The organism is Pseudomonas sp. NBB (assembly GCF_032701105.1).
Lineage (GTDB): Bacteria > Pseudomonadota > Gammaproteobacteria > Pseudomonadales > Pseudomonadaceae > Aquipseudomonas > Aquipseudomonas asiatica.
In genome coordinates, this window is sequence record NZ_CP103994.1 from 2,656,982 (window position 1) to 2,683,981 (window position 27,000).

Here is a 27,000-nt window from a genome sequence, read left to right on the forward strand (position 1 = left end):
TTGCCCCCTACTTTCGATGGTCCTGCGATTGATGCCACTGTGATCAAATCCACTGAGTGCCAACGCCGCTAACTGCTTCATCCTGGCATTGGTCAATGTTGCGACCTCGCAGCCATCACGCAGATCACACTCCTCGAGCAATGGTGTCTGGCTGGAAGACGTCACTGGAGTGATGCCACTGCGATCAAATCCATAGAGGTCCGCTGATAGTTGGAGACCTGAAAGACTCAACGCGCAGTTACGTTGTTCCGCTCACAACACCGCAGCGAAGCTTGAGCTGCTCCAGGTACGCCTTGGCCAGCGGCGAGGCCACCCGGCTTCCGGATTCCCGTGAGCGCTCATCAGCCGGCTCAGGCGGGCGAATGCGCTTGCGCGGTGCTGGTGGTACATCTCTTCGTGCGGCCCAAAGCGTGAATTCGCCCTGGCAGGCTCGCTTGATCAGCCCCAACAAGTAGGCAATGGGTTTGCGGATGTCGCCGCGGCTACAGCGAACCGCTGCTTCATTGATCACCGCTTGTCGCTGTTCGGGCTCGAGCTGGCACAGCGCCTGGACTGCCCGGCGCTGTTCATTCGGACTCAACTGCAGACCCTCTGGCCAAGCGGCGCTGCCATCGGCCGAGCTGGGCGGTACTGTACTTTTTTTGCTTTGTTTTTGTACGGTACGGTCGAGCGTCGGATTCCGAACGGCAGCCGTAGCCGGGAAATTTACGCTGGGTTCGGAATTGGTCGAGGACGGTGCGGCAGACCGAACGCAGTGCGCCTCGCTTAGTTCGGAATGCTCGACATGGCTGTCGGCCTGCAGCGGCAAGGTCTGTTGAGCGCCTGTTGCGGGGAGCGAAGCCATCATGGCCAAGGCCTCGTCAGCCACCTCCGGATCCGCCCGTAGCTCTTGGAGAAGATGCTGAGCGAGATCGCGCACGCCTTTGGTGGCGTGGGACAGGTTTTGGCTGATCAGGGGCAGGTAGCCGGCATCTTGGTCGATGGCTTGTGCGGGTGACAGCGGCGCGTCGTGCAGCACGTACACGCAGCCGCGCAGGCAACCCTGCTCATCGCGATACCGTTCGCTCAGGCTGAGCCAGCGGGTAGCACGCAGCACATTCAGCGCGCGGGCGATGGTCTCGCGTGAAGCCTGCGCGCCACAGGGGCTGGTCGCCAGGTATGGCTGCAGGTCCTGATAACGTGGGGTACGCATTTGCCGCTCGGTGATCAACCAGCGCAGCACTAACCAGAGATTGCGCTCCACGGGCGTGAGCCGGCGATCCTGCAGCAATCCCCGCGGTAACGGTTCGTGGCTGCCGTGGTACACGAAGCCCGGCCCCTCTGCCAGTGCACGGGCAGCCTTGGCTTGTTCGGCCTGCTCCAGACAGCGCTTGAGCGTGACCATGCTCTGGCGCACCACATCGGCCCAGTCCACGGTGTAGAAATTCAGCATGGGATACCTCCGTAAAGCTCGATCTGCTGCCAGATCAGGGTCAGGCTGATCTGCTGTTCCTCGGCCAGCATCATCATTGCATCCAGCGGTTCACTGTCCGGATCTTCAGCCCGCAACTGGCGCCAGCGGTTCCACACCGCATGCTCCTGAGTCTCGCTGAGCTGGACGGGGCGGCCGCGATGGGTCTCGATCTTCAGGATGCGTCGGCGCAACGCCGTCTCGGAATGGTCGAGGCCGAAGCAGCGGTACATGATGTTTGAACTTGCCCCGAGCTTGAGGGCACGGTTGATCAGCCGCTCGTTCAGCTCGTCGCGTTCGGCCTGGGCGATCAGGCGCCGCAGCACCGTGGTGTCGACCTTGATTTCGACCCAGGCGATCGTGGAGTGCGCCAGGTGGGACAAGGTCGTAGGCGGCAGCGACTGCAGCACCTCGATGTCCTCGTCGCCGAGGCCCAAGGCCTTGCAGCGTTGCAGCCGACCATGGCGCAGCTCATGCAGGACCTGGTTCAACATGGCGTGGTTCAGCAGATTGAACGACGTGCTCATGCGGCACCTCCGAGTGTCAGCGGGTGGACGACAGCGTGAGTTCGATCAAGCGTCGAGAGAGCCGGATAAGTGAAAACAGTTGCGCCAATTGAGGATCGGGGAGCCGCTCAATCCCGATCGCGAGCTGTGGGCGCTCGATCAGTGGCAGGTCGTAGGCACCCAGTAGCAGTTGGCCGAACAGCGCCGCCGGGAGCTGCTGACGTTGCTCCCAAGCAACGTCATCCTGCACGCGCAGCAGCGCGCCCAACAGCAGCTGAATCCCGGTGCGGTGCGGTGTCGAAGGCGCTGCTGTATCGGGCGCCAACGAGAAACCCAGGCCTTCCTCCGTGGCGCAGACCATGTGTGGCGCATTGGCGTAGCCGGCCAGTTCGCTGGCCAACTGCGCGTAGGCCTGGCGCAGTTGCACCAGGTCTTCCAGAGCCGGCGGTATCGGCCAGAGGGTATCCAGTGAATCGGGCAAGCACAGGCGCCCAGCACTGCCGAGATTGGCAGACTGAGCGGGCGGTGGCGCAGTTGGAGTGCGTACCTGTTCACGGGTGACGGCAGGAGGCTGCTTCAGGTCTGCCTGTTCGGGTTGCCTATCAGCAGGTTGCGGAGGGCAGACCAGCTCCGGTGAGTGGAGCCCCGTGGGGGCTTCAGGCTCACTACCGGAAGTGGTATCGGTGTCTTGGCCCACGCCCAGCGGCGAGGGCAGCGACCGGTCGGGCGTCAGTGGCTGACGTGATGCCTGGCCGCTATCCTGGAACAGCTCCAACGCCAGCAGGCGTGGTGACTGGTCCAAGGATTTCGCCATGTGCGCGAGCAGTTCGTCCTGCAGCTCGGCGGTGTCCAGCTCGGCGGCTGTGCAGTCGAACGTAGACAGCACCTCCAACCACAACGCGGTGAAATCCAACCGTGTCGCAACGTACCGATTCCACACCGATTCGGCACGTCGACGCAGGTTAAGGGTCCGCTCGATCGAAGGTCTGCCCAAGCCGGCGTACAAGGTTTGCGGGATCGCCGGCAGCAGGTGCTCCAGGGTGTCCAGCATCCGGCTGATGTGCGATTGCGAGATTGGGTAGCCGCCGGCCGATAGTTGCGCCGCCAGTTCACGTTGACTCAGGCTACCACCGTCTACCAGAAGCATGTCGCGGAACTTGGCCACGGCCAGGGCCCGCTCGATGAAAGTCAGTTGGCCGTGCAGGTCACTTTCGGCCAGATGGCCCAGCAGCGTATGGAGCTCCGACTGCCAGGGGCGAAACAGGCAATGGATGCGGAAAAAACGGTCGTCACGGGTTTCTTGCCACAGTTCGCCGAGGATACTCAGCCGTGTATTGCCGCCATTTCGGATGATGAACTGCGGCTCGCCGGGCCGGCGCGTGATAGAGGGGGGCTGGTCCAGGCCGCGGTCGCGGATGGAGGCCTTCAGTTCCTCGTACAGCGGATTACGGATGAAGCGTGGATTGTGCTCGTAGGGCCGCAGCTGCTCGAGGGTCACCACCATCGGCGTGTCGCAGTCGGGATCGGTGGGCGATACCTGTGTTGCCCGCTGTGGGAAGTGCCCGTGCTGGAGCTGGCGTGTAATGTCTTCGGAGGTTGGTGGTTTCATGGGTTTGCCCCTGATCTGTCAGTGCAGGCGGCCCCGCCCTGGCCTTCCCAGTTGTCTGCGTGGGTGGGGCAGCGGGGGGAAGGGCAGGGCACTAGGCGGGTCGGCCGGTGACGCATTCCTCTGAGGCAATGCTGTCGGGATAAGAGCGCGCACGGCCCCTGGGCTGGGCCAGTCGCTGCTCCCACTCCGGGAACAGTTCATTGGCCAGTGCCCGCATGACATCGGCCGCGCAGCGACTGCGCGATCGAGGGGCGGCTTTCGACTCGACCCGATGCACCGGCAATCCCAACGACGCGGCGTTGAGGTACGCGACGCGATCGGGAATCACCGTGTTGCAGACGCTGACATGCGGGTCGGCGGCAAAGGTGTTGCGCAGGCTCTGCATGATCAGGCAGGTGTCGCGCCGATTCGCGTTCACCTGATTGAGCAGCAGTTTCACCGGGGGCAAGTCCACGCCGAGGTAGCGGTAGGGTTCCAGCTCCTCGAACAGGCCTAGCGTGCCACGCCGCAGTTCGCGTGCCGCGAGCATTTCCGGTGGCAACGGGCATAGCGGGCATGGTGGGGGGGGGGGGGGGGGGGGGGGGGGGGGGGGGGGGGGGGATATATATAAAATATATATATATTATATATATATATTGGGGGGGTATTTGTATTTTTTATTATTAGGTGGAGTTGAATGAGAAAAAAAAAATGGAGAAAAAGGGGGTGAGTGTTGGGATATGAGGATATGATAGTTAGGATGGGCAGATGAGAGATGAAGAATTAGGAGAGGGATATGTAGGGGAAAGGGGGAAGGAGAGGGAGGGGTTTATGATGGTATTGAAGAGGGTGGGAGGGGTTGTTTGTGAGAGGATTAAGGTGAAGAGGAGTGTGAAGGGAGGTAGAAAGAGATAGGGAGAGAATATGGGAAGTGTTGATAAGAGGAGGGGGGTATGGAGTGGGATGACGAAATAAGGAATGAAGAGGAGATTGATAAGAAGTGGGAATAAGGGGGAGGGAAGAAAAAGAAATGGGAGTGTGATAGGCTGGTAGGGATGTATATTAAAGTTAAGGTATGGATGAAGGTTGAAAGGGATGAGAATAGTGAATTAAATAAGAGAGGGAAGTTGAGAGGATGGGGGGTGGAAAGAAGGATGATGGGGGAGTGGGGAGTGAGGGGGTTGAAGGGGGGGGGGGGGGTGGAATTAGATGATAAGGGGATGGTGGGGAGTGAGGTAGTTTAGGGGGGGGGGGAGGGTATGTGAGGGATGGGGATAGAATGTGAGAATTGGGAGAGATGGGGGTGGGTATGATGTGTTGGGATTTGGAGTGGGGTGATGGCCGCCATTGCCTGGCAATTTGGCGCTAGGCCTCTACCGCTTGGGCAAACAAACGGCGAGCCTGCGCAAATTTCCGATCAAGGGTGCGTTTGCTCAACCCAGCAACACCTGGGAACAGCGTAGTGATGGCATCGACTACCGCAGCCTGGGTCTTGTAGATTGACCGCGGTTGGCCGCTCTTTGACTTTTCAAGCATTACCGCTAGCAGGGCTCCGATAATCGTGTGGTGCACCTTGGTGGATGTCTCGGATGCAGGCTCAACTCCCTCGAGCTGTGCTGCCAATTCGTGCTCTTGCTCTTTATACGTAGCCATCTCTTTGGCGAGGGAATCAAAAGCCTCATGCATTTTTTCGTATTCGCGCGCGTAGAAGTCTCGCTCAGCTTGCACTGCCATGAAAACGTTGAGATTCACGCACTCGAGGTGGTCAGTGTTCTTTGGAAATAGAAACTCGGGCTTATCCTCTGGGTGGTTTAGAGCGGACCATACTCTCAGATCTGTACGGCGGATGGACCAATACACGCGTTCGACGTGGTCATTAGGCGTGATGGGTCCGCCGAGGAAAGTTGCAGCCAACTCCCCAGAGGCGATGGCGTCGTAAATTCGCTCTACATGGAACTGAAGGTTGGGCCATTGTGGAAAATGTTTGAGCAGTTCACCTGAGTGAGAGATCTCTACTTCCAGGATCTCTGTAGAGTGATCGGTGAGGTTGCACCAAAGGATCGCGGCATCAATGGGGTGGTAGCAGCTCTTGATCGAGTCCATGTCAATCAGCCTCCTGCTATGGTCATCCTAATCGCTGGCGGGGGCTGCTGATTCGGGCCCTCTGTCGAGCGGCGGATCCAAATGGATTTCCGGATCCAAAGGCAGTGACTGTGAAATGGTCTTTTGGTTCGGCTGAAGAGAGCCGATCGCGACAGGTTTCGACGCTATTCATTTTTGCCAGAATCTTCTCTCAAAACTCTACTTATATACACAATTTTTTTCGACTTGATTTTGTCCTGGATAGGCAGTTCGAAGGTCTAGTCAAGTTGTGCGACGAGGCTTGAAAAGTCCATGCGAGAAGCTTACGTTCGAGAGTGCAGATTTCCGGAAGCTGACAGACGTTTTTGATGCATTGCGCGCTTGAGCGCTGTATGCGGGAGGTTACGTGAGCGACGCAGATCGGTATCGGCTGGCGGCATGCCGGGCTGGCTACGCCCAGACCATCGAGCACCTTGAAGGGGGGAACTGCTGCTGGCGTCAGTGTGCTGCGCTCCTGGCGGCCTACGGTGCACGGCTTTCTGCCGGCACGTTGCGCATGCACCTGGGGGTGCTCGCCCACTGGCATCCGCAGCGCGGCTTTGTCGACCCGACCAAGGCGGCGCAGGTGCGCGATGCCTTGCGCGAAATCCAAGTGCTGCAACCACAACCGGTCAAGCAGGCGCAGGCCTTGCAACTGCAAGTCCTCCAGGCCGCCATCGAAGGACTAGGTGGTGACCTGCAGAGTGGGCAGCCGGTGCTGCGATTGTGGGCTTCGCGTGACTAGGCGTTAGTCCTGCTGATTTTGCGTTGGAAGCCCAGATTTTTGGCTGGGCTATTTTTGTTGAGGAGGAGTTTTGGGACTAGAGGGGGTGTGCTAATAGATGCGGTGCTGGAGAGCTAATGCATTCTGAAGATTAGTTTAAATCACCCAGGAATTTCTCCAGCGGAATATTAAATTGCTCCGGATGCTCCCAGAAAGAAATGTGTTTGTCCATAAGCGCTATTGACGCAGTCGGTGTGTTTTCTTTGCTCCACTTAGGTACGGAATGCTTCCAATCTTGGCGTACTACGTAAAGCAGTGGTACTTTATTTTCCAAGCCGCGAAGATCCGCTCGGTAATCTTGATAAAAACTGTTCGAATTGGTCAGTGCAGCCACGCCGTCGCTAGTCATGTTGGATATTTTGGTAATCCAGTTCATGTACTCTGGAGTAGGGTTAGTCACCATCCATTGAGCAAACTCGATGTTCATCTTCTGCCGATCATTTAAAGAACCTTGCGTGAGTTGTTCACAGAAGTGATCGTTATCGTCTCGGGAATACCAAGCCCACTCACTTGCATTACTTGTTGCGTTTCCTGTCGGCGCTGCATCTAGCATTACAAAGCCACCCAACCTATCGGCGCCAAATTGGTGCACGTAGGAGAGCGCGTCAAATCCACCGTTTGACCAGCCGACTAACACAAATTTATTCAGATTAAGCTTTACGATCAGGGCGTTAAGGTCACGGCCATGCTGCTCGTAATAATTGCCTTCATTAGTATGTGTTGAGAGGCCTTGGCTGCGAGGGTCAATAGCGATCAACTTGTACTTCTTTGAGTCTTTAAAATAGGAGAGTTGCTTTTCGAAAACGTCTGCGCTCATAATCCAGCCAGGGACGAGCAAAACAACTTTTGGGCCCTCTCCAGACGAGAGGTAGTGGATGTTGAGGTCATCGGAAACCTTAACGTATTCAGCATTGGCCACGGACGCCCACAGTGCAGAAACGAGGAGCCATTTACGATATTTTCCCACTTAGTTCTCCTTATGGTTGTTTTTATATTGTTAAAGTGACTTGAGTTGCACGGTGCCTATTGGGCAAACGACCTCGAGTCACTTAGAGTACCTATCGTCTGTACTGTGTTATGAGTGTGGGGCAGGTGATGTCAGGTAATTAGTTCTGTAATGCCTATGGCTGAAAATTTACAGTTGGACTCTGGCGAGGTCTGAAATTTCTGCATTGCTTTTTTGATTTTATTCTGGCTTTTAGTGTGTTTCAGTAATCTCCGCTGGGGTGTGTCAAGTACACGTATTGCTCGCTGGAGTGAGAGGTCCAAGCAGTGTTTTTGTATCCTGGCGACGTCTGCGAAAAGCTAATCTTAGCGGTTGGCGGTGTTATATTATAGTGTTTGAATTGTGCGCCGAGCGGCCGGGCTGATGTGGTTATTGGGTTTGAGTGCTCGTTTGCTATGATTCACAGTAACATATAGAAACTATGTGACTGCCAGAAGCTGGATGCAACCTAATAAAACTAATTGCCCCATTAGTTTTTTTAGGCAGGGAATTTCAGTCAAGGGGTCGGATAAGCTGGCATAAACTTGGCAGTTTGAGGTTAAGGCAGTGGTGTATGCTGCCCAGTTCGACCAAGAATAAGGAAGGCAAACGCATCAGATGAAGAAGGGCAACCAGTGCTATTCAGCATGAGGGCCATAATGGCGTGACTGGTCCTTCACGGTCATGGCACTACTACGAATATCGCCGACGTGGTTGAAGTCGCAGTGCTTGCTGCACGGTCAAGAGCATGTCGTCCGTGCACAAACGGGGGGATGCTGATGTTGAAAAGCTACCCGAGCGTGGAGGGGGTATGTGACCTAACAGATCGCAGCCCGGCGTGGTACCTACAAACACCTGAGCAAATGCAGTGCGCGTTACAAGGCCAGACGGAGGATCGAGAAGGACAAAGCTGTGACGGGCGAAGGTCGAACATCCCTTCGGTGGGGCTGCGCCAGTACCGTTTATGGAAGACTTGCCTCTATGGCATGGTCGCCAGCCCCGCTGAGCACCCCGTTTGCGTTGTCGAACCTATGGATGGATCGCTGGTACTTATTGAGTACTGAGGAGCAGCACGCCTGAAAGGCTTACCAAGCAAGGCTCTGTGCCGGGAAATACACATATTTTCGTCTGAAAGTCGAGCTGTGTTTGGACAGAAAGCCGGTCATTACCGATCGCTGAGAAACTTGATCAGAGTTCGCTTTGAATGCGGAAAAGGCGCTCAATTATTTTATGATCGTTGCCCTGTGGCCGAAAAATCTTAACAGTTCGCGCTATTGAATGAAATATCCTATAAGGTCTAGCATAGATGCCTAGAGTAAGACGGCTGACAGTTTTTGGCGAGGTATAGGTTCCCATGAGTAGAAGACTTCCATCGCTATTAGCGATCCGTTATTTTGAGGCAGTTGGTCGCAATCTGAGTTTTACCATGGCGGCTAAAGAACTAAATGTGACACAGGCGGCGGTTAGTCATCAAATTAGGAAGCTGGAAGAGAAAATCAACATTCGGCTATTGACTCGAAAGCACCAGGGGGTTGAGTTAACACTCGAGGGTGAAATTTTACTGAGGTCAAGTGTTGAGTGTCTTGATAAGCTTGCCGACACATTTGAGGTGATTGCCAATTTATCAAGCGCGAATAATAGATTGGTTCTAAGTGTTACACCGTTGTTGTCCGCAAATTGGTTGCTTCCTCGGCTGAACGGTTTCGTTTCTAATCGCCCTAATGTCGACGTTGTACTGCATAGCTCTTTGAGTTTGCCAGTGGAAGATAGGGAGAAATTTGATTATAAGATTTTTTACTCAAGAGAGGAAATGGAAGATGCTGATCATGAGCTTTTGCTCGTCGACGAACTATTACCGATCTGTAGTCCGTCATTAACTAAAGGCCTCGCGTCACTTCCGCTTCAGGAGCTTTCAAATTTTAGCTTGATTCACGAATTTGACAGAGAGTGGTGGGCAGCTTGGTGCGAGTTGGCAGGAATTGACCCAAGTCTAGCTCGGCGAGGTATGGTTGTAAAGGATCCTGCTCTTTTGGAAAAGGCTGCATTAATTGGAAGTGGCCTAATTCTTGGGTCTTCTTTGTTTATGAGGGATAAGGTTAAATCTGGTGAGCTTATAACGCCATTTGGAAATGCACTGTCATTAAAGGTCTATTATTATTTGTGTCAAAGTCCGACGGTCAGAGGGGAGGGGGCAAACCAGTTTCGTAATTGGCTGGTTTCTGAGTTCTGTCATGCAAGAAGAGTGCAAAAAGTTGGGGGTGACTGAGTTTTTAGTGCTGATGCTGAACTTGCGGGGTTGTGGGCTAAAACAAAAAATTGCTTAATCTTGTCTCAGTTGATTGAAGGTTGTTGTGTTCTGTGGGGGATGAACTGAAGGGGGTGAAAGAGTAGCTTTCATTCCTAGGGTGGACTGAGTTGTGGTTTCTGCTTAATTGTTTTCAGAGGCTTGCCCTGCTGTCTTTTTATCGATGTAGCCCTATGGTTTGCGTTTGCGTTTGCGTTTGCGTTTGCGTTGTCTTGGCTCGTATTGTCTAAGATAAAGGTCGTGTATCTTACATAGTGGATAAGTATCTATTCTAGATTAAGTTGTAATTGTTATGCCGGTTTCAGATGTTATAAAAAATAATAGGCCTATTATTTCTTTTTTCTTGCGATCGTCATGCTCTGAGAGCATCGTGTTAGCGGGGTTTAGCAACTGTGCTCGGTGCGGGATTCGTTTTATGATCGAGAGTCGAGGTTTTATCGGTGCGACCTGAGAAAAGCAAAATGCAATACTTGCTAGAATCCTGCCCACAGGCCAGTGAGTGGTTGGTTAAGGTGGGTAATGCACTAGATCCTTAAGTCAATGATTTTATGGTGTTTTTAGAGCATCTGGTGAGTTTTTTGTCAGAAATTTCTTGCGCGAAATCTGCGTAGTCACAAACTTAGGTCTGCATAAAAAATGAACAGAGCGATTCACCCCGCTGCGTTGTCGGAAGAGGAATGCTTGATTGCTTCCGTAGAAACCGCTGGTTCGCGATTTGAGGAGATTCGCAATAAGGCACTAGAGTTATTTGCCGAGAGAGGATTTGCAAAAGTCGGTATGCGCGAACTTGCACAGCATTTGGGGATGGGGCCGGGATCAATCTATCACCATTTTGCGAGTAAGGAGCAGTTGCTCTTTGAGGCAATTGAAGAACTTTACGAAGACATATTGGAGGCGGCGGCTATAACAAAGTATGTCGCCGGTGACGGTTTCCAGGCATTGCTCTATGCGCATGTAGATTTGCACGAGCATCGACGTATTTGTTTCTTGCTGAGTGAACAAGAGTTTCGTTATCTCGCACCCAAGCATCGGCAATTGATATTGCTGATGCGTCGCCGCTATGAGGATATCTTGTTGCACCGATTAATCGACAAAAGAGCGCAGCCCGTTACTCCTGTGTTGCGTGCAACTGTGCGTGGCATTGTTGCTTGGTTGAATAACATTTCGGCCTGGATGAATTTAGATGAGTTGGAGCCTTGTGAAAGGTGTGAAGTAGTTGATAATTTCGTGAAGGCAGCACTGGCTGCTGCCTTTCAGCAAGAGATATCGGATAAAAAGTTGCCAGTTGAAGTGGGTCGCGTTTATCGCTGAGTTGCTTAGGTATGGGGTGGTGAGTGTATTTTTAATAGGCGCCAATGTTTAGGTTGTTGCAAGTTTTCTTTCTGATTCATGATCTATTGCCTCTAATAAAATAAGCCAACAGACTAGAGTGGTCGTGCTTGACCCCTGAAAAACGCGATTTGCAGGCCCAATTACTGAGTGGGTTGATAATGATCTAGTGATTCATTAATTACAAGGAATCAACCTGCTTGGTACTCTCCTGGCCCAAGGTGTCAGGATTTTGTCCATATTGAACACCGCACGGATGCATCAATGATCAGTTATTATCACTGCCAATCGTGAAAAAACGATATGACGACGCTGTGGATCAATTGGACGGTATGGTCCGTATCCCTTTGTGCGGTTAAAATAGCGATGGTTTATAGTCAGCGTCTTAGATCTGGAAAAGGACAATATCTCTAGCAGCGCGGTTGTGAGATGGACCTCCAATGTATTTGTTTTAATTAAAATTTTTGAGTCTGTATTTTTATTTGTTTTCAGGGTCCTTTAGCTTTCTTAAAAATTGAATGTAATCTCGGGAGCTGGCTTTTGTTATTTCAGGGTTGGTATCCTCTGTGATCCCGTAAAGTGCGAAAACTCCTTTGTAGCGAGCTCCAACATAGTCAAAGGAAACCTTGAAAGGGGTGAGTATTTCACTCAGACTATACTTGTAGCGCCCATTTTTTTGAAAGTCACTCTCGGATATACCAGCTGAGACCGCGATTGCTGTTGTCCGTCCTTTCATGCTTTCACCTTTTTTGCCATAGGCCCACCCATATGTAAACACATCGTCAAGCCATTTCTTTAGCAGTGGTGGGCAGTTAAACCAATATAGAGGGAACTGTAAGACTAACTCGGAGTGCGACTCAATTAATTCCTGCTCTCTGCGGACGTCTATTATGCCGTCGGGATATTCTTTATATAAGTGGTGGGTTGTGAACTCGTTTTGGTAGGTTTCAAGTTCGGTTGTCCAGGCGCTGTTTGCGATGCCCTGATCAAGATTTGGGTGTGCTACGACGATTAGTGTTTTATTCATTTTTTCATTAAGCTGATGGGTTTGTGTTAGGTGTGAGTCTTGTTGGTTACATGACTTTCCCTGTTTTTTGTTTTGCAATGGCTGACTTTTGAATTGCTGGACTTTAAGGTTGGTTCGACTTCGGGTGTGGTGTGTATGGTCCTAGGTGTGTTTGTAATATGTATCTTTTCGCATGATTTTTCCCTCCGAGAATTCCCAGATGTCACAGCCAATGGCATCTAATTTTTTTCCAGTTGGAAGGGTGGCTTTGACTCGGAACTCAGATACCGCTTTGTGTCCTGATATCCAGGTTTTACATTCACTCCAGTTGATGTCTGGACATGATGAAAATCTAGAGCGCAACGCCATGCCGATCGCTTCTTTGCCCTGTATATACGTTCCGCGACAATTGTCGCCGCCGGAACTAATCATGATGCCGTTATTGCTGAAGTAGTTGAGTACTTTTTCAACATCATGTTGATTGAAGGCATGAATGATGTCATCAATGATTGTTGATGTGAGTGCGGGCATAAGTGTTACCTTGTTTTGAATTGTGGCCCGCTGGATGAGCGGGCCGGTTGAGACTCAGAAGGGAGATAGGCTCTTGGTGCTGACGGGGCGGGCTATGTTGTCGTAGCCCCCCTTTTTAGCCGGTATTACAAACAAACGTGTTACTAGTAAAAACACCAAGCTCGCAGTTCCGGCGGAAAGAATTGAGGCTGGAACCAGTGGGTAAGGGAAGTTTGATACGTAAGTCAAGGGGTTGAGTGCGTAGATATAAGTGCCAATTCCCGCCACCATTCCCAAGACTGCAGCCGGGTTTACGCCTTTCCAGTATCTATAGCTAGGTTCATTTTCGTCAAATAGTCCACGGACGTTGATTTTTCCGCGCCTTAGCAGGTAATAGTCGATGATCTGTATGCCGCACAATGGAGCAAAGCCCACCCCGATGAAGGCCAGGAAAGTCGAGAAATTGTTGAAGAATAAGTTCGGAATCGCCAGGCCAACAATCGCAATCGGGGTCACTATCAACACCAACAGCACTTTCCACGATATCTGTTCAAGCGCCTTGTAATGGCGAAGACCCAATGCGGAGCAGTAGATGCCTGCGACCGCGGTACCCAGATTGGCTGCAGTCACGAACGCAAGTGAGATGATTGCATACGTGGGGCCGCCAACAGTTCGTAGCCATTCGGAGGGGTCGGAAACTTTCAATACCAGCACGCCCGCCACGCCGATCAGGCTCAACGCTGCGACTGAGCCGCCTAGTCCAATTAGTGCAGGCACTGCTGCTTTGCGACCATTTGGTACCATTCGAGACATAGCGCCCACGTAAGGCCACCAAGACAGCGAGGAGGCGATTCCCAACTCAAGACCTGTGACGAAATTCCACAGAGGATCGGGCGATGCAGAGGCTGGTTTGGCCATCGCGAGATCCTCCCAACGCTCATTGACGATGATGTAGAGCATCCAAAGGCCTACGAACACGTGAGCGACCAGAATTTTCGCTACCCTATCAACACCCCCGGACCCCTTGAGCAGCAGCAGCATTACAAGGATGCAGGCAAACAGTGTCGCGCAAGGCTCGATGATTCCACTTTGTTCAGGTGTGGCCAAGCCGACCGCGACAAGAAACTGTGCAGCGGATTTACCAAAGAAAATCAGCAAAAGGCAGTTCCAACCGAGAATGGAAAGAAACTGCAAGGTTGCCGGTATTACCCAGCCTCTGGAGCCGAACGCGGGTTTGCTTGACGCAATCGAGTCAACCCCGAAACGGCAACAGATTGGCAGTGCTGCGAGTACGGTCAGCAACATGCCGAACATGCAGCCCGCCGTCAGAGCGGCAAAGCCCTGTTTAAAGTTCAGGTAGTAGCCAACGTACTCACCAATGATATAGCACCACGTTGCTGCACCCGCAGTGGTCAGGGCGATCAGCAACTGCCAGCTCCCCCAGACGCGTTCGGCCGGGAGGAGCGGCCATGCGGATGTATCAGCCGCGACGTCCAGCGTATCTTTGCTCATGCCCACCCCCAGACTGCGACGGCAACCGGAAGGATGACGCCCAGGACGATGAGCCAGAACCAGGCCGTGGCGTCAAAGTCGGCACCCTGGTTGTGTTCTTGTTCCAGCAAACTTATTCTTCTTTCAAGTTCCAGCGGTAATGCACGCATTTTTGTATCTCCTGCAACCTTTTCTTGTGAGGACCGGCTATTGCTAGCCGGCTGAATTGGCAGTTAACAGGTAAGGTTAAGAGCCGTGCGTCCTTGCGTGAGCACGTATTCCACTTTTAGTTTTCTAAGGTCATCAACGGGTACTGCAAAGGGGTCGCGATCCAAGGCAATAATGTCGGCCAACTTGCCAGGCGTAATGCTGCCTCGGATGTCTTCTTCTCCCATGGTCGCTGCGGCATCCAGTGTGTGCATGCGCAAAGCTTGCTCCAAGGTGACGGCTTGCTCAGGGTCAATGAAATTGCCGGAGTAGGTTTCGCGCTTGACACAGCACCAGACACTGAACAGCGGGTTGGTGGCCTCGCGTTCTGAGCCAATCCAGACATCCGAACTGCCGGACAGGCGCCAGCCTTGGGCAAGCAGATCTTTGAACGGGAAGCGTCCGATTCGGCCAGTTTCACCCAGATAATCGGGGAAGTACTCCCCGAAGGTGTAGATGAAAACTGGCTGCGGGACGGGAATGATGCCGGCGGTTGCCCACGCTTCCATGGTTTTCTGGCGAGGCATGAAGTTGCCAGCATGCTCGATGCGCATACGAGTGCGACCACTGCTCGCGCCGCCCATGGATTGCACCAGTTCGCATAGCCATTCTTGGGCACGATCGCCGTTTGCGTGAACCGCCAACTGCAGGCCGCTTTTTTGCGATTGCTCGTACGCCCTGCGGAAGAAGTACTTGGGGAAGGCGATTTCACCACATTGGCCATTCATGCCAAGGTAAGGGCAGCTCACGGCGGCGCTTTTGGCTGAGAAACCACCGTCGGCGAACAGCTTGATGCCCTGCATGCGGATCATGTGTTCCGATGCATTGAGTTGGAATTTGTCTTGCCAATTGCAGGCGTCGTCGAGCTCCATCGTGCCTGGCGCCCAAATGTACACACGCATGGCAACTGGCAATTCACCTTCACATGCCATTTCATCCATGCATTGAATACCCTCGACGGTCTCGGAGATTTCTCCGATTGTCGTTACCCCAAAGCGGGTGAAGTATTCGAACAAACCTTCCTTTAGCGCGCTTTTCAGGGTCGAGCGGTCGCAGCCCGGAAAGGGCAGCAAGGTGTCCATTTCCTTCACCACGCCGGTGGGGTCACCGTGTTCATCTCGTTCGACGATCGGCAGGCCGGTCACACTGAATTCGGGGGCGACATAATTGCGGTCGATGCCGGCCACTTCGAGCGCCTTGCTGTTCAGCACGGTAATGTGTCCACCGGCGCGCACGGCAATCGGTGAATCTGTACTGACGGCATCCAGCTCGGCCTTGCTGGGAAGGCGGCCTTCCTTGAGCTTGCGGTCAAAGAACAGATTGCCTTGGCCGACGATCCATTCGCCGGGTGCTCGCTCATCACGGGCTTTTGCCAAAAGCGCGCACACCTCTTCAATCGAAGAGCACTCAGGTGCTCGGCAATCGATGGTGTTGAAGGTGGTGCGGCAAACCACTTCCGCATGGGCATGCACATCAACGAAGCCTGGCATCAGCGTGCGGTTGCCCAGGTCGGTTACCACTGTCGATGCCGTACGGAACTGCTCGACTTCGTCGCGACGGATCAACCTTACGATCCTGTCGCCGCGAATGATCACGCCTTGCGCTTGCGGATCTGCATCGGGGCTCATGGCAATCACCTTCCCGCCCAAAAGAATTCTCTCGGCCGGTGCTTCTCTTTCGATCATCGTTGCTTCTCCATTGCGGAGTTCTCAAGAAACTAACGCTACAGACGTCGCGCTGCAGCAGCCGTCTATCAGGTTCGGAAAACGTGCTTTCCGTCTTGAAAATTTCCGCTTTTGTTTTTTTTCTTAGCGAGATGATACATAATCAGCAACGAAAGTAGATGTCAACGTCTTTTTCCCCGGTCATGCCTGGTTTCCGCCGGGCGACACCGTTGCTGTAATCTGCCGATGGAGCAAACACGATGAAAATTCCAGTCACTGTATTGACGGGCTATCTGGGGGCAGGGAAGACGACGCTGCTCAGGCGCATGCTTGCAAATCCAGGCGGGAAGCAATTTGCAGTCATCGTCAATGAATTTGCCGAGCTGGGGATTGATTCGGAGCTGATCGAGAGCAGCGATGAACAGGTCATCCAGCTCAGCAACGGATGTTTGTGCTGCTCCGTACGAGGAGACCTACTGAGAAGCTTGGAGCTCTTGGTGCAAAAAGGGGGCTTCGATGCGTTGATTATCGAGACCACCGGGTTGGCTAACCCTGCGCCAATTGCCCAGACGTTCATGCTGGATGACGACCTGAATGATGAGCTGATCCTTGATTCCGTCGTGTGCGTCGTGGACGGTGCGCATATCCAGGGGTATTGGAAACGCCACCCGGAAATCGTTCACCAACTGGCATTTGCAGACACGGTGGTGCTGAACAAGGCAGAACTGCTGTCTGGCAGCAAGGCCCAGCTGGTAGAAGACTTGTTGCGCCGCTTAAGCCCCAGGGCTGAGCTTATCCGCACAAGTCACTGTGATCTTGATGTGCTCGCTCTGGCAGGGCGCGCTGCCTACAGCTTGGACGATACTCGGTTCGACGCCGCATTGCCGCAGACGCCTGTTCTCTTGCATCGGCATGATGATGAAGTCGTGAGTGTCTCGTTGGCTACAGACAGAGATGTAGTCCCAGATCGGTTCATGAAGTTCATACAGACGCTGCAACAAGCCTACGGTGAAGATCTCCTGCGCTACAAAGGCGTACTGTCTCTTACCAACGAACCTCGCCGGTTCGTTTTCCAAGGCGTCCAGGCCATGGCCGATGGCGATGTTCAGCGCCGTTGGGCGGATGACGAACCGCGCGCCAGCAAGCTTGTGTTCATAGGGCGCAATCTCGACGCCCAGGCACTGCGCACTTCCTTCGAAGCCTGCCTGCGCTAGCGCAGGCAGGCATACACGTACAGGCCAAAGAAGACAACAATATGCCTTTTAATACAATCGAATCGATCCTCGAGGACTATCGCCAAGGTAAGCTGGTCCTGTTGGTCGATGACGAGGATCGCGAAAATGAGGGCGATCTACTGATCGCCGCAGAGAAATGCACCCCTGAGGTCATCAATTTCATGGCCCGTGAGGCGCGTGGGTTGATCTGTCTTACCCTGACTGACGAGCATTGCCTGCGCCTTGGGCTCGAGCAAATGGTGCCGAGTAACGGTGCTGCATTTTCAACCGCGTTCACGGTCTCGATTGAGGCGGCTCACGGAGTAACCACGGGGATTTCCGCGGCTGACAGGGCTCATACGGTGCTCACTGCGGTTCGTCCTGGTGCTACCTCTGATGACCTGGTGCAGCCTGGTCATATCTTTCCGCTGAGAGCACGTGAAGGTGGGGTTCTGACCAGGGCAGGTCACACCGAGGCGGGATGCGACCTCGCCCGCATGGCTGGACTCACGCCGGCCTCCGTGATCGTCGAGGTCATGAATGATGACGGAACCATGGCTCGACGCAATGACCTGGAACGATTTGCCGAAAAGCATGGCATCAAGATGGGTACCATTGCTGACCTGATTCACCACCGGCTTGCGACCGAGCACACCGTTGTGCGGATCGGCGAGAGGGAGTTGCCCACGGTTCACGGCACCTTCCGCCTTGTGACGTATGAAGATGTGATTGAAGGCGGCGTTCATATGGCGATGGTCATGGGCGATGTTTGTGGTGACGAGGCGACGTTGGTAAGGGTGCACGCGATTGACCCACTGTGTGACCTCGTTGGTGCTGATTGCGTGACGCCCAGCAGTTGGACGCTTTGGGGTGCGCTGGAAAAGGTGGCATCCGTGGGGCATGGGGTCGTCGTGATTCTGGCAACGCACGAATCTTCGCAAGCGCTGCTCGAGCGCGTTCCACAACTGACCAAACCTAACCGATCGTGCCAGCGCAGTCATTCGCGCACCTATGCGGAACTGGGCACTGGAGCCCAGATCCTTCAGGATCTGGGGGTAAGGAAGTTGCGAAACATGGGGTCTCCTGCCAAATTCCTGGGGTTGGCGGGTTACGACCTTGAAGTGGTCGAGGTATTGGCTGTAGAGGCCGAGTGTTAACACTTGCCCGATAGAGGTGGCGGTGGATAATACCGCCATCTGCCTTCTAGACCGTCAACGACATGAACATAGCCGATCTGCGAGAAGCACCTTCCGTTACACGACTTCAGCCGACGGGGCATGGGCCGCTTTCAGAGCAGCCCTTGTCCGCGACCGATCGAGAAATCATTGCACATCTGCAAGAAGATGGACGCCGCCCCTTTGTCGCCATCGCACGTGAACTGAACATTTCCGAGCGGACAGTCCGCAATCGAGTGCACCAATTGCTGGAGCAGAACGTCATTCAGATCGTGGCACTGACGGATCCCGCTTCGCTGGGGTTCCAGGCAGGTGCGCTGATGGGTATTAGCTTGGACCTGACAGCACCGGTCTCCGCCGTGGCGGAGGCGCTGATAGGAATTGCCGAGGTCGATTACGTTGTTACCACCACTGGTCGTTTTCCGCTTTTCGTGGAAATCATCTGTTCAGACATGGGGCGGATGCAGCGGATTCTGGATAGCCAGGTCGCCGTATTACAAGGCGTTAAGGGCATTGAGGTCTTTCCCTATTACAGCGTTTTTTACCAGAGGGCGCAGTTCTTCGGCCGTGCGCCGACTTCGCAGACGCCGGGCGTCTTGAGCAGGGAGATGGATGAGGTTGACCGCAAGATTGTGCGAGAGCTCAGTTTCGATGGTCGAGCCCCCCTGAAGAACATCGCGATCGCGCTGGACATCTCTGAATCCCAGGTTCGGGGGCGGCTGAATGCGCTTCTCGAATCGGGGTTGCTCAATATCATGGCGATCACCAGCCCAATGAACCTTGAGCAGAGAGCGCTGGCTTGGGTGGCGATTACCGTACGCCCCGGGGTGCGTGTCAAGGATGTGGCTGAGCGTCTGCGGGCGCTCGATAATGTTTCCTACATCACGATTTGTGCCGGCAGATTCGACCTATTTGTTGAAGTGGTGTGTGCGTCGCGGGCGTCCCTGTTCGAGTTGATTGACGACTCCTTACGGATGGTGGAGGGTATCGAACGAATCGAAAGCTTCCCGTACATCGATCTTCTGTACAAGCGGCTAGGGTCTGATCGAGTCTGAAAAAAAGCCGACCAGGTGGTCGGCTAAAAGGGTGATTCAAGCTCCTGCGAAGACGTATCGGAGCCATTCGTGGGAATGGCTCCAGCACGGTATCAATTACAGTTGGTCCATACAGTCTTGGTCTGAAGGAATTTCTCGATGCCTTCCGCTCCGTTGTCACGGCCATAACCAGACTGCTTGTAGCCCCCCCACGGCGCAGCACAGTCGAAGTTGCCGTAGGTATTGATCCAGACCGTACCAGCCTGCAGCGCGGCAGCCACCTTATGTGCTTTGCCGACGTCGCGCGTCCAGACACCGGCCGAAAGGCCAAAGCCGGTGTTGTTGGCGCGGGTGGTGAGTTCGTCGATCGAGTCGAATGTCTGGACCACTAATACCGGGCCAAAAATTTCGTCGGCCACGACCTCCTGGTTATCGGAAGCATTCAGCAGGATGGTTGGCTCCAGGAAGTGTCCGTCGGACAGTGCACCACCTGCTTTGTTGCCGCCCATCACGCACTCAATGCCTTGTGCTTTTGCGCGCTCGACAAAGCCGCTGACCCTGGAGAACTGATCTGCCGAAATAAGTGGGCCAAGGAACGTATCTGGAGAAAGGCCATGCCCAACTTTGAGCTTCGCTGTTTCAGCCATGACGATTTCCAGCACCCGCTCGTAGACCTTGCGCTCAACCATCAGCCGTGAGCCGGCGGCGCAAACTTGGCCGGAGTAGAAGAAAATCGCCATCGCAGCGCTTGCTGCAGCCTTGTCCAGATCAGCATCGGCAAAGATGACGTTGGGGTTCTTGCCGCCCAGTTCCATGGACACGTGCTTGAGATCGCTGGCGGCAGTGCGCACGATGTGCTTGCCCACGGCTTCGGAGCCGGTGAAGGCAATCTTTGCTACGCCAGGGTGTTCCACAAGTGCTTGTCCTGCCACTTTTCCGAAGCCAGGCAGCACGTTCAGTACACCAGGTGGAAGGCCCGCCTCGATTGCCAGATTAGCCAGGAACAGAGCGGACAGAGGAGTCTGCTCGGCAGGCTTGAGTACGACAGTGCAGCCGGCTGCCAATGCAGGAGCCAGCTTGAAGCAGGCTTGGCAGAGTGGGAAGTTCCACGGCACGATGGCCGCAATTACCCCCAGCGGTTCGCGACGTGTATAGACGTGCATTTCCGGAGCGCTGACCGGAATTGTCTGACCGTGCAGTTTGGTTGGCCAGCCAGCGTTGTAGCGCAGTGCGCCAATCGAAAGTTCAATGTCTACTGCGCGGATTTGGGCGGCAGGTTTGCCGCTGTCCAGGCTCTCGATCTGGGCGAGGTCATCGGCGTGTTTTTCGATAAGGTCGGCCAGCCGGCGGATAATCGCTTCTCGCTCGTTTGGCAGCATTTTCGCCCAAGGCCCAACCAGTGCACGGTTGGCGGACGCAACCGCTACTTCTACATCGGCGATCCCTGCTTCGGAAACATTAGCGATCAGCTGGCTGGTCGCAGGGTCATAGGTAGGAAATACTTTACCTTCGCAAGCGTCTACGAACTGATTGTCAATCATCAGCTTCATTGGCTGCTTCAAAAAGGCCCGAGCGTTGACGCTCAGGTGTTTCAAAGGGTCCAGTGGTAGATTCATGGCAAGGCCTCACTCTGATTGTTTTTAGAAGCTTTCAAATTCGCAGGTGTAGATCTGGCAGCCGCCGCTAGCAAAATTGCCAACGTCCTGAACGGCGGCAACGCCTTCGGGGGATGCCAGTGAAGTGTCCAGATCGGCCTGGTTGCGGTAGGTCAAGATCGCGATGGCATGCCAGTTCTCGGCATCGGCGCCTGCATCACTGAGGCTGGCTTCGAAGCCGGCCAGCAGAGGCATTTGCTTTACCAGCGGCACGTGCACGTCGCGGTAGTGGCGCTCGAATGCGCACGTGTCTTGGGGAATGCCATAAACCACCACCACCCGCTTCATGCTTGCGCTGCCTGTTGTGGCACGCCGAACATTTTGCGGCGGTGATACAGAAGCGGTAGCTGCTCGCGGTTATGGTCGATATGGCGGATGTGTCCGGTCACTATCAGGTGATCACCGCCTGGCAAAACATCTGCGACCTCGCACGCCAGCGCGCAATTGGCGTCGCTCAGTGTTGGCAGGCCAAGTTCACCTCGGTGCCAGCTGACAGCAGCGAATTTATCTGTGGACTTACCCGCAAACAGCATGGCCAGTTCTTCCTGGCCTTCGCCCAGCACGTGAATCAAAAAGGGCTTGCCTGCTTTCAGGTATTCAAGGGTCTTCGACTTGCGATCGAAGCACGCCAGCATCATTGGTGGGGAGGCAGACAGCGACGAGACGGCGGAGAGCGTCGCACCGACCGGTTGGCCATTATCGTCCCAAGTGGTGATGATCGTGACCGCTGCCGGAAAGTCGGCCATGGCATCCTTGAATACCTGAAGGTCGATACCTGCCGCCTCGATTGGCGCTTTCAGTTGGACTTGGCTCATTTGCCACCCCCATTGATGACAGGCATGACCTCGCGACCGATCAGTTCGATGGAACGCATGATGTCTTCGTGTGGAATGCCATCGATGCGCAGCAGAATTTCGTCAATGCCCATTTGTTCGAGTTGGCGGATGCGCTTGATGAAGTCATCCGGGTCGCCAACCATTACCGAAGGCGTTTCCGAAATCAGGAAGTCCATGTCGCCTTCGTGTTCGAGCAAGCGCAGCATGCGGCCATCCAGGTACTCGTAAGAGCCCTTCTTACCGAGCGGGGCATACAGGTCGATGATGAACTTGAAGTAGCTGGTGGTGACATTGCGGGCGATGTCTACCGCACGAGCACGCGTGGTGTCGCAGAAGGCGGTGGCAACATACAGCCCGGCTTGCTCCGTGCGGCGTGGAATGGTGCTTTTGTTGGTGGCCAGGCCGGCACGATAGGCATCGATACATTCCTGGAGGTAGTCGAAGCCGAAGTAGTTCTCGAAGCTCAGTACGCCGATACCGCGCTCACCCGCGTTGCTGTGGGTCTGGACGCTGGAAGCCGAGACATAGATCGGCGGGTGTGGAGTTTGCAGTGGGCGTGGAACGATGGTGCGAGGAGGAATGTTCCAGATCGGCCCTTCATGTTGCAGTGTTTCGTCGGCAAAGGCCTTGACCAGCACTTCCATGCCATCTTCCCACTGCGCGCGGGTGGTGCTTGGATCGACGCCAAAGGCTTCAAGGGTAACCAGGTTGTTGGAGCGAGCAGTTGCAATTTCGGCGCGGCCGTTGGAGACAATATCCAGTGTCGAAGTGCGCTCGGCCACCAGGATTGGATGGTTCCACTGCAGCATGACCGCGCACATGGTGCGCAGTTTGATGTCCTTGGTTTGCGCGGCGATGGCTGCATAGAGCACTTCAGGTGCGGAAACCGTGAATTTTGGAGGGTTGAAGTGTTGCTCAGATGTGCCCCAAGCGTAGAAGCCAAGCTTATCGGCTAGGCATGCCTCAGCGATCATTTCCTGATAACGCTGTGCAACACTGACGCCTTGGATGGTTTCGCCTTCTTGCAACAGGCTGATCTTCATTTTTCGTCTCCAGGTTGGTTTTTGTTTTCCGGTTTCCGCAGATTAGTCTTGAAATATGTCCTGTTTCAAGTTTTTTGTGTTTTTTTTTGGCGTTTTCTGTTTTCTGTTTTCTGTTTTCGCTGCCTGGCTGCCGCCCAGTGCAGTGCGGGGTGCAGGATGAGAGAGGGGGAATGGGGGGGAGGGGAGGCTGGATTCGGATGGGCGTTCGACAACCCCATACTCTTGGCCTGAGGAGGTGGGGAATTGCGGGAGATCGACTCAGCGTTTACCTGTCCAGTTCATCCCCTGCGGATTTTGGGCGGAAAGTGCCAGGCTTTTCCTGGGTACACGTCAAACGTCAAGCTTGTAACTCGATCGACTCCTCACGGCGGAGCTGATCAATCAGCGCAAGCGCTCATGCTCCTTGGTCATCAAGTGCGCAGTGGCTTTTTAACTAGATTTTCCCATGGCAAGCTGTTGATCCGAGCCTTCAGCCCGTAAGTCCTCTGCTGCTTGGGTGTCAGCACTTTGCTCGTTGGCTAAGTAAAGCCGCGCTCTGATAGGGGTTGACTCATCCGGCGGCATTGCACCGACTCGATCAGGCCCTGTGACCGTGCGGCTTTTAAGTGGCTGTAGCCCTGATCGAGAACTAGCTTGCTAGTTTTGCGCTTAAGCTCGGGTGTGGAGGTGCGTCGTTGCCTGCTTATCAAGCACCCTTGGGTGGCGGTCATTTCCCCCTAAAGGTGTCCGAGGTCAGTAAGGCTCTACGCGGTGCATTCATTAAATGGGCTGAACGTACTAGGGTTAAGTTTGTAGTGGTCTACTAACCCCGGACACCTTTTTAGGCGAAAATGGTCGCCACACAGAGGTGTTCGATGAGCAGACAACGACGTACTTTCACCCCCGAATTCAAGCGCGAGGCAGCCGGCCTGGTGCTCGACCAGGGCTATAGCCTTACTGAAGCCGCCCGGTCGCTCGACTTGGTTGAATCGGCGCTGCGCCGCTGGGTGAATCAACTCCAGTCAGAACGTGGCGGTGCTACGCCAACGAGCAAGGCGCTGACCCCCGAGCAGCAGAAGATCCAAGAGTTGGAAGCTCGGATCAACCGGCTGGAACGGGAGAAATCGATTTTAAAAAAGGCTACCGCGCTCTTGATGGCCGAGGAACACGAGCGCTCGCGTTGATTGATCAGCTCCGCCGCGAGGAGCCTGTCGAATTACTCTGCTCGGTGTTTGAAGTCACTCGCTCGTGTTACTACGCGCATTGCCATAAACGGCGATCTCCGGACGTTGCGCGACTGGCACTGCGCGTTCGGGTTAACGAGCTATTTACACAGAGCCGTAGTGCCGCAGGTAGTCGAACCATCATGTGCATGATGCGCCAAGAAGGCATTCAGATCGGCCGCTTCAAGGTGCGCAAGTTGATGCGCGAAATGAAGCTGATCAGTAAGCAACCGGGTTCACATGCCTACAAGAAGGCCACAGTAGAGCGCCCTGACATCCCGAACGTGCTGGAGCGCGCATTCGATGTTACGGCACCGAATCAAGTATGGTGCGGCGACATCACGTATGTGTGGGCTCAAGGCCAGTGGCACTATGTGGCGGCAGTTATCGACCTTTTTGCACGTCGCATGGTGGGCTGGGCGTTTTCACCCAAACCGGACAGCGAATTGGTCATCAAGGCGCTGGACATGGCGTACGAGCACCGCGGGCGGCCGCAGAATGTACTGTTTCACAGTGATCAGGGCAGCCAGTATGGCAGCCGAGCTTTTCGTCAGCGGTTGTGGCGTTACCGCTTCAAGCAAAGCATGAGCCGCAGAGGTAATTGCCTGGACAATGCGCCTATGGAGCGTTTGTTCCGCAGCCTGAAAACGGAGTGGGTGCCAAGTGTGGGCTACATGAGTGCTGCGCAGGCACAGCAGGACATCGGCAGGTTTCTGATGCAACGCTACAACTGGGAGCGACCGCATCAGTTCAACGGTGGGTTACCTCCGGCGATTGCCGAGGAAAAACTTAATCCGGTGTCCGGGATTAGTTGACCACTACAAGTTTTCTGAGACCTCGGCAAGGAATGGCATCCCAAATTAGTCGATTCCTTCGACCTGCCTCGTCCCTAAAGAAGCGATCCCTCTGAGAGGGCAACTGTTACCAGGAAGTTACATGCACGGTGCTATCATGTTCGGAACCTGCGCACGAGCGCATCCAACTCATTGGACAATCCGGCCAGGCTCTCCGAATCCACCCGTGCGGCCTGGGCCAGTTCGGCCACCAGTTGGGCGTCCCCGTGAATCTGGCTGATGTGCCGGTTGATGTCCTCGGCCACTTGGTGCTGTTCCTCGGCGGCCGTGGCGATCTGCGTGTTCATGTCGCGGATCACATCCACCGACTCACGGATTTGCCCGAAGCTGTCGCGGGCCAGGCCGATTCGGCTTACCGACTGCTGCGACACTTCCAGGCTGGCATGCATCTGATCGGCCACTTCGGCCGTGCGGCTGGCCAAGTTGCCGAGCAGGCCGTCGATTTCGGCGGTGGAGTCGGCAGTGCGCTTGGCCAAGGCCCGCACTTCGTCGGCGACCACGGCAAAGCCACGGCCTTGCTCACCGGCACGGGCGGCTTCGATGGCGGCGTTGAGCGCCAGCAGGTTGGTCTGTTCGGCAATCGAGCGGATGGTGCCGAGGATTGATTGGATAGCGTTGCTGTCACGTTCCAGTTGCTGGATCGACTGCGCCGACTGCTCGATCTCTTGGCTCAAGCGGTCCACGCTGTTTACCGCCGCATCGATCTGTTGCTGGCCTTCGCGGGCCTGTTGTTGGCCGCTGTCGGCCGACTGTGCTGCCTGGCTGCAAGAGCGTGCCACTTCGTTGGCGGTGGCAACCATTTCGTGGAAGGCGGTGGACACCATGTCTACGGCTTCACGCTGGCGACCGGCGGCTTCAGCCATGTCGCTGGAGACGCGGGTGGAGCTGTTGGAGGTGCTGAGGATTTTGCCGGCGGCGGCACCGATGTGCTGAATCAGGGTGCGGATGGACCCCAGGAACTGGTTGAACCAACTGGCCAGTTGCGCGGTTTCGTCGCGGCCACGGATTTCCAGGTTGCGGGTCAGATCACCCTCGCCTTGGGCAATGTCTTCCAGGCCGTTGGTGACGCTGTTGATCGGGCGCACGATGAGCTTGGCGAAGGCCGCACCGACCACGGCGAACAGCACGGCCAGCACCACGGCGATGGCGCCGATCAGCCAAGTCAGTCGTGTGGTGGTCTGCATCACTTCGCTTTGTTCGATCAGGCCGATGAAGGTCCAACCCAGTTGTTCGTCGGGGTAGACGTTGGCCATGTAACGTACGCCATTGAGTTCGATCTCCACCAAGCCTTTGCCGGCCTTGGCCAGTTCGGCGTAGCCGTCACCGAAGCTGGCCAGTTGCTTGAAGTTGTGGTTGGCGTCACGTGGATCAACCAACACATTGCCGTTCCCTTCCATCAGCATCAAATAGCCCTTCTCGCCCAATTTTATCTCTTTGACGATTTTGGTAAGCCCTTTGAGAGATACATCAATGTTGATTACGCCCCCGGGGTTACCAAGCTGGTTGGCTACAGTTCGTACGGTACTGACTAACACCGCATCATCTACGGCAAAATAATAAGCTCCCGTACGAAGGGTTTTGCCAGGGTTTGACATAGCCAGCTGATACCATGGGCGTACGCGAGGATCGTAGTTGCTTACCTTCTGGCCGGCTGGCCAGCCAACGTAACCACCGTCGCTAGTTCCATAGGATATATAGGCATAATTAGGGTGTGTTTCTGCTAGGCGAGTGAAAACGGTAAGTAATTTTTTGTCCTGCTCGCCCAATTCGTACGACGGGTTAGCGTTCATGAACTTGTTCAAATCGCTACCAGTGACGCCGACTAAGGGTTGTGCCGCTAGGTAGTCGACGTTCTGCTGGATGCTCTGGAAGAAGATGCTCATCGCGTTGCTGACCTGGCGCATTTCGCGACTGCTGCCATCAATGAACTCTTCACGGGCTTCGCCCCGTAGGTTGAGAACTACTAGGGTGGCTACAAGGACGACGGGCAGGCATGCAATAACCGCAAATGCCCAGGTTAGTTTCTGTTTGATGTTCATTG

Annotated in this window: 23 protein-coding genes and 1 pseudogene; 8 read left to right on the plus strand and 16 right to left on the minus strand. The window is 54.6% G+C overall.

The window, feature by feature from the left end:
• Positions 1-238: 238 nt before the first annotated feature.
• The 4 genes and pseudogenes from NY023_RS12365 to NY023_RS12380 all read right to left on the minus strand — a co-directional run.
• Positions 239-1,414 (minus strand): STY4528 family pathogenicity island replication protein, encoded by a 1,176-nt coding sequence (locus NY023_RS12365; protein WP_238531266.1) that lies wholly within the window; start codon positions 1,412-1,414, stop codon positions 239-241.
• An 11-nt stretch (positions 1,415-1,425) separates the two neighbouring features.
• A complete protein-coding gene (locus NY023_RS12370) occupies positions 1,426-1,977 on the minus strand; it encodes a DUF2857 domain-containing protein (RefSeq protein ID WP_013972314.1) in 552 nt (183 codons plus the stop codon).
• Positions 1,978-1,993: 16 nt separating this feature from the next.
• Complete coding sequence (locus NY023_RS12375; RefSeq protein ID WP_044046994.1) at positions 1,994-3,565, minus strand: ParB family protein; 1,572 nt, start codon at positions 3,563-3,565, stop codon at positions 1,994-1,996.
• A 91-nt stretch (positions 3,566-3,656) separates the two neighbouring features.
• Positions 3,657-4,121 (minus strand): annotated as a pseudogene (locus NY023_RS12380) (ParA family protein); the annotation flags it as partial.
• Positions 4,122-4,312: 191 nt separating this feature from the next.
• Between NY023_RS12380 and NY023_RS12385 the strand changes: the two are divergent.
• Positions 4,313-4,459, plus strand: a complete 147-nt coding sequence (locus NY023_RS12385; protein WP_316927906.1) for a hypothetical protein — start codon at positions 4,313-4,315, stop codon at positions 4,457-4,459.
• Positions 4,460-4,909: 450 nt separating this feature from the next.
• Here the strand turns inward: NY023_RS12385 and NY023_RS12390 are convergent, their stop codons facing one another.
• Positions 4,910-5,647 carry a hypothetical protein gene (locus tag NY023_RS12390; RefSeq protein WP_044046996.1) on the minus strand — a complete coding sequence of 246 codons (738 nt, stop codon included), beginning with the start codon at positions 5,645-5,647 and terminating at the stop codon, positions 4,910-4,912.
• Positions 5,648-6,032: 385 nt separating this feature from the next.
• On the opposite strand from NY023_RS12390, the gene NY023_RS12395 reads away from it, so the two are divergent.
• On the plus strand, positions 6,033-6,410 hold the full coding sequence (locus tag NY023_RS12395) for a hypothetical protein (protein WP_044047247.1): 378 nt from the start codon (positions 6,033-6,035) through the stop codon (positions 6,408-6,410).
• Between the two features lie 130 nt (positions 6,411-6,540).
• Here NY023_RS12395 and NY023_RS12400 read toward each other — a convergent pair whose 3' ends face one another.
• Positions 6,541-7,416: an alpha/beta fold hydrolase gene (locus NY023_RS12400; protein WP_049798441.1), complete on the minus strand. Its 876-nt coding sequence runs from the start codon at positions 7,414-7,416 to the stop codon at positions 6,541-6,543.
• 1,372 nt (positions 7,417-8,788) lie between these two features.
• Here NY023_RS12400 and NY023_RS12405 point away from each other — a divergent pair.
• Together NY023_RS12405 and NY023_RS12410 are read left to right on the plus strand one after the other, a co-directional pair.
• A complete protein-coding gene (locus tag NY023_RS12405; RefSeq protein ID WP_080563770.1) occupies positions 8,789-9,700 on the plus strand; it encodes a LysR substrate-binding domain-containing protein in 912 nt (303 codons plus the stop codon).
• A 720-nt stretch (positions 9,701-10,420) separates the two neighbouring features.
• Positions 10,421-11,050, plus strand: a complete 630-nt coding sequence (locus NY023_RS12410) for a TetR/AcrR family transcriptional regulator (RefSeq protein WP_158308188.1) — start codon at positions 10,421-10,423, stop codon at positions 11,048-11,050.
• A 496-nt stretch (positions 11,051-11,546) separates the two neighbouring features.
• Here NY023_RS12410 and NY023_RS12415 read toward each other — a convergent pair whose 3' ends face one another.
• The 5 genes from NY023_RS12415 to NY023_RS12435 all read right to left on the minus strand — a co-directional run bounded on the left by NY023_RS12415 (position 11,547) and on the right by NY023_RS12435 (position 15,967).
• Positions 11,547-12,173: an NAD(P)H-dependent oxidoreductase gene (locus tag NY023_RS12415; RefSeq protein WP_235208039.1), complete on the minus strand. Its 627-nt coding sequence runs from the start codon at positions 12,171-12,173 to the stop codon at positions 11,547-11,549.
• Between the two features lie 63 nt (positions 12,174-12,236).
• Positions 12,237-12,605 carry a nuclear transport factor 2 family protein gene (locus tag NY023_RS12420; protein WP_080563772.1) on the minus strand — a complete coding sequence of 123 codons (369 nt, stop codon included), beginning with the start codon at positions 12,603-12,605 and terminating at the stop codon, positions 12,237-12,239.
• Positions 12,606-12,659: 54 nt separating this feature from the next.
• Entirely contained in the window at positions 12,660-14,096 is a 1,437-nt protein-coding gene (locus NY023_RS12425; protein ID WP_013972322.1) for a purine-cytosine permease family protein, read from the minus strand.
• Entirely contained in the window at positions 14,093-14,245 is a 153-nt protein-coding gene (locus NY023_RS12430) for a hypothetical protein (protein WP_152953874.1), read from the minus strand. Before NY023_RS12430 ends, NY023_RS12425 begins: the two co-directional genes overlap by 4 nt.
• A gap of 63 nt (positions 14,246-14,308) precedes the next feature.
• Positions 14,309-15,967, minus strand: coding sequence for an amidohydrolase (locus tag NY023_RS12435; protein ID WP_013972323.1), 1,659 nt, complete (start codon positions 15,965-15,967; stop codon positions 14,309-14,311).
• Positions 15,968-16,206: 239 nt separating this feature from the next.
• Between NY023_RS12435 and NY023_RS12440 the strand changes: the two genes are divergently transcribed.
• The 3 genes from NY023_RS12440 to NY023_RS12450 all read left to right on the plus strand — a co-directional run bounded on the left by NY023_RS12440 (position 16,207) and on the right by NY023_RS12450 (position 19,390).
• Positions 16,207-17,160 carry a CobW family GTP-binding protein gene (locus NY023_RS12440; RefSeq protein ID WP_013972324.1) on the plus strand — a complete coding sequence of 318 codons (954 nt, stop codon included), beginning with the start codon at positions 16,207-16,209 and terminating at the stop codon, positions 17,158-17,160.
• Between the two features lie 41 nt (positions 17,161-17,201).
• Positions 17,202-18,317 carry a bifunctional 3,4-dihydroxy-2-butanone-4-phosphate synthase/GTP cyclohydrolase II gene (ribBA, locus tag NY023_RS12445; RefSeq protein WP_013972325.1) on the plus strand — a complete coding sequence of 372 codons (1,116 nt, stop codon included), beginning with the start codon at positions 17,202-17,204 and terminating at the stop codon, positions 18,315-18,317.
• Between the two features lie 62 nt (positions 18,318-18,379).
• The gene (locus tag NY023_RS12450) at positions 18,380-19,390 is read left to right on the plus strand and encodes an Lrp/AsnC family transcriptional regulator (RefSeq protein WP_080563773.1); all 1,011 of its coding nucleotides are present in this window, start codon (positions 18,380-18,382) and stop codon (positions 19,388-19,390) included.
• A gap of 92 nt (positions 19,391-19,482) precedes the next feature.
• Here the strand turns inward: NY023_RS12450 and NY023_RS12455 are convergent, their stop codons facing one another.
• From NY023_RS12455 to NY023_RS12470, 4 genes are read right to left on the minus strand one after another with little or no spacing between them, the layout of a single operon-like run.
• The gene (locus NY023_RS12455) at positions 19,483-20,985 is read right to left on the minus strand and encodes an aldehyde dehydrogenase family protein (RefSeq protein WP_013972327.1); all 1,503 of its coding nucleotides are present in this window, start codon (positions 20,983-20,985) and stop codon (positions 19,483-19,485) included.
• Between the two features lie 24 nt (positions 20,986-21,009).
• Positions 21,010-21,312, minus strand: a complete 303-nt coding sequence (locus NY023_RS12460) for an EthD family reductase (protein ID WP_013972328.1) — start codon at positions 21,310-21,312, stop codon at positions 21,010-21,012.
• A complete protein-coding gene (locus tag NY023_RS12465) occupies positions 21,309-21,839 on the minus strand; it encodes a flavin reductase family protein (protein ID WP_013972329.1) in 531 nt (176 codons plus the stop codon). Before NY023_RS12465 ends, NY023_RS12460 begins: the two co-directional genes overlap by 4 nt.
• Positions 21,836-22,903, minus strand: a complete 1,068-nt coding sequence (locus NY023_RS12470) for an LLM class flavin-dependent oxidoreductase (protein ID WP_013972330.1) — start codon at positions 22,901-22,903, stop codon at positions 21,836-21,838. The genes NY023_RS12465 and NY023_RS12470 overlap by 4 nt, the downstream gene beginning before the upstream one ends.
• Before the next feature lie 854 nt (positions 22,904-23,757).
• On the opposite strand from NY023_RS12470, the gene NY023_RS12475 reads away from it, so the two are divergent.
• Positions 23,758-24,920 (plus strand): IS3 family transposase gene (locus tag NY023_RS12475; RefSeq protein ID WP_085982910.1). Its coding sequence is split into 2 segments (ribosomal slippage): positions 23,758-24,013 and positions 24,013-24,920, totalling 1,164 coding nucleotides; the frame shifts between segments, so codons are not numbered across the junction.
• Positions 24,921-25,054: 134 nt separating this feature from the next.
• Here the strand turns inward: NY023_RS12475 and NY023_RS12480 are convergent.
• Positions 25,055-26,998 carry a methyl-accepting chemotaxis protein gene (locus tag NY023_RS12480; RefSeq protein WP_013972331.1) on the minus strand — a complete coding sequence of 648 codons (1,944 nt, stop codon included), beginning with the start codon at positions 26,996-26,998 and terminating at the stop codon, positions 25,055-25,057.
• Positions 26,999-27,000: the final 2 nt, after the last annotated feature.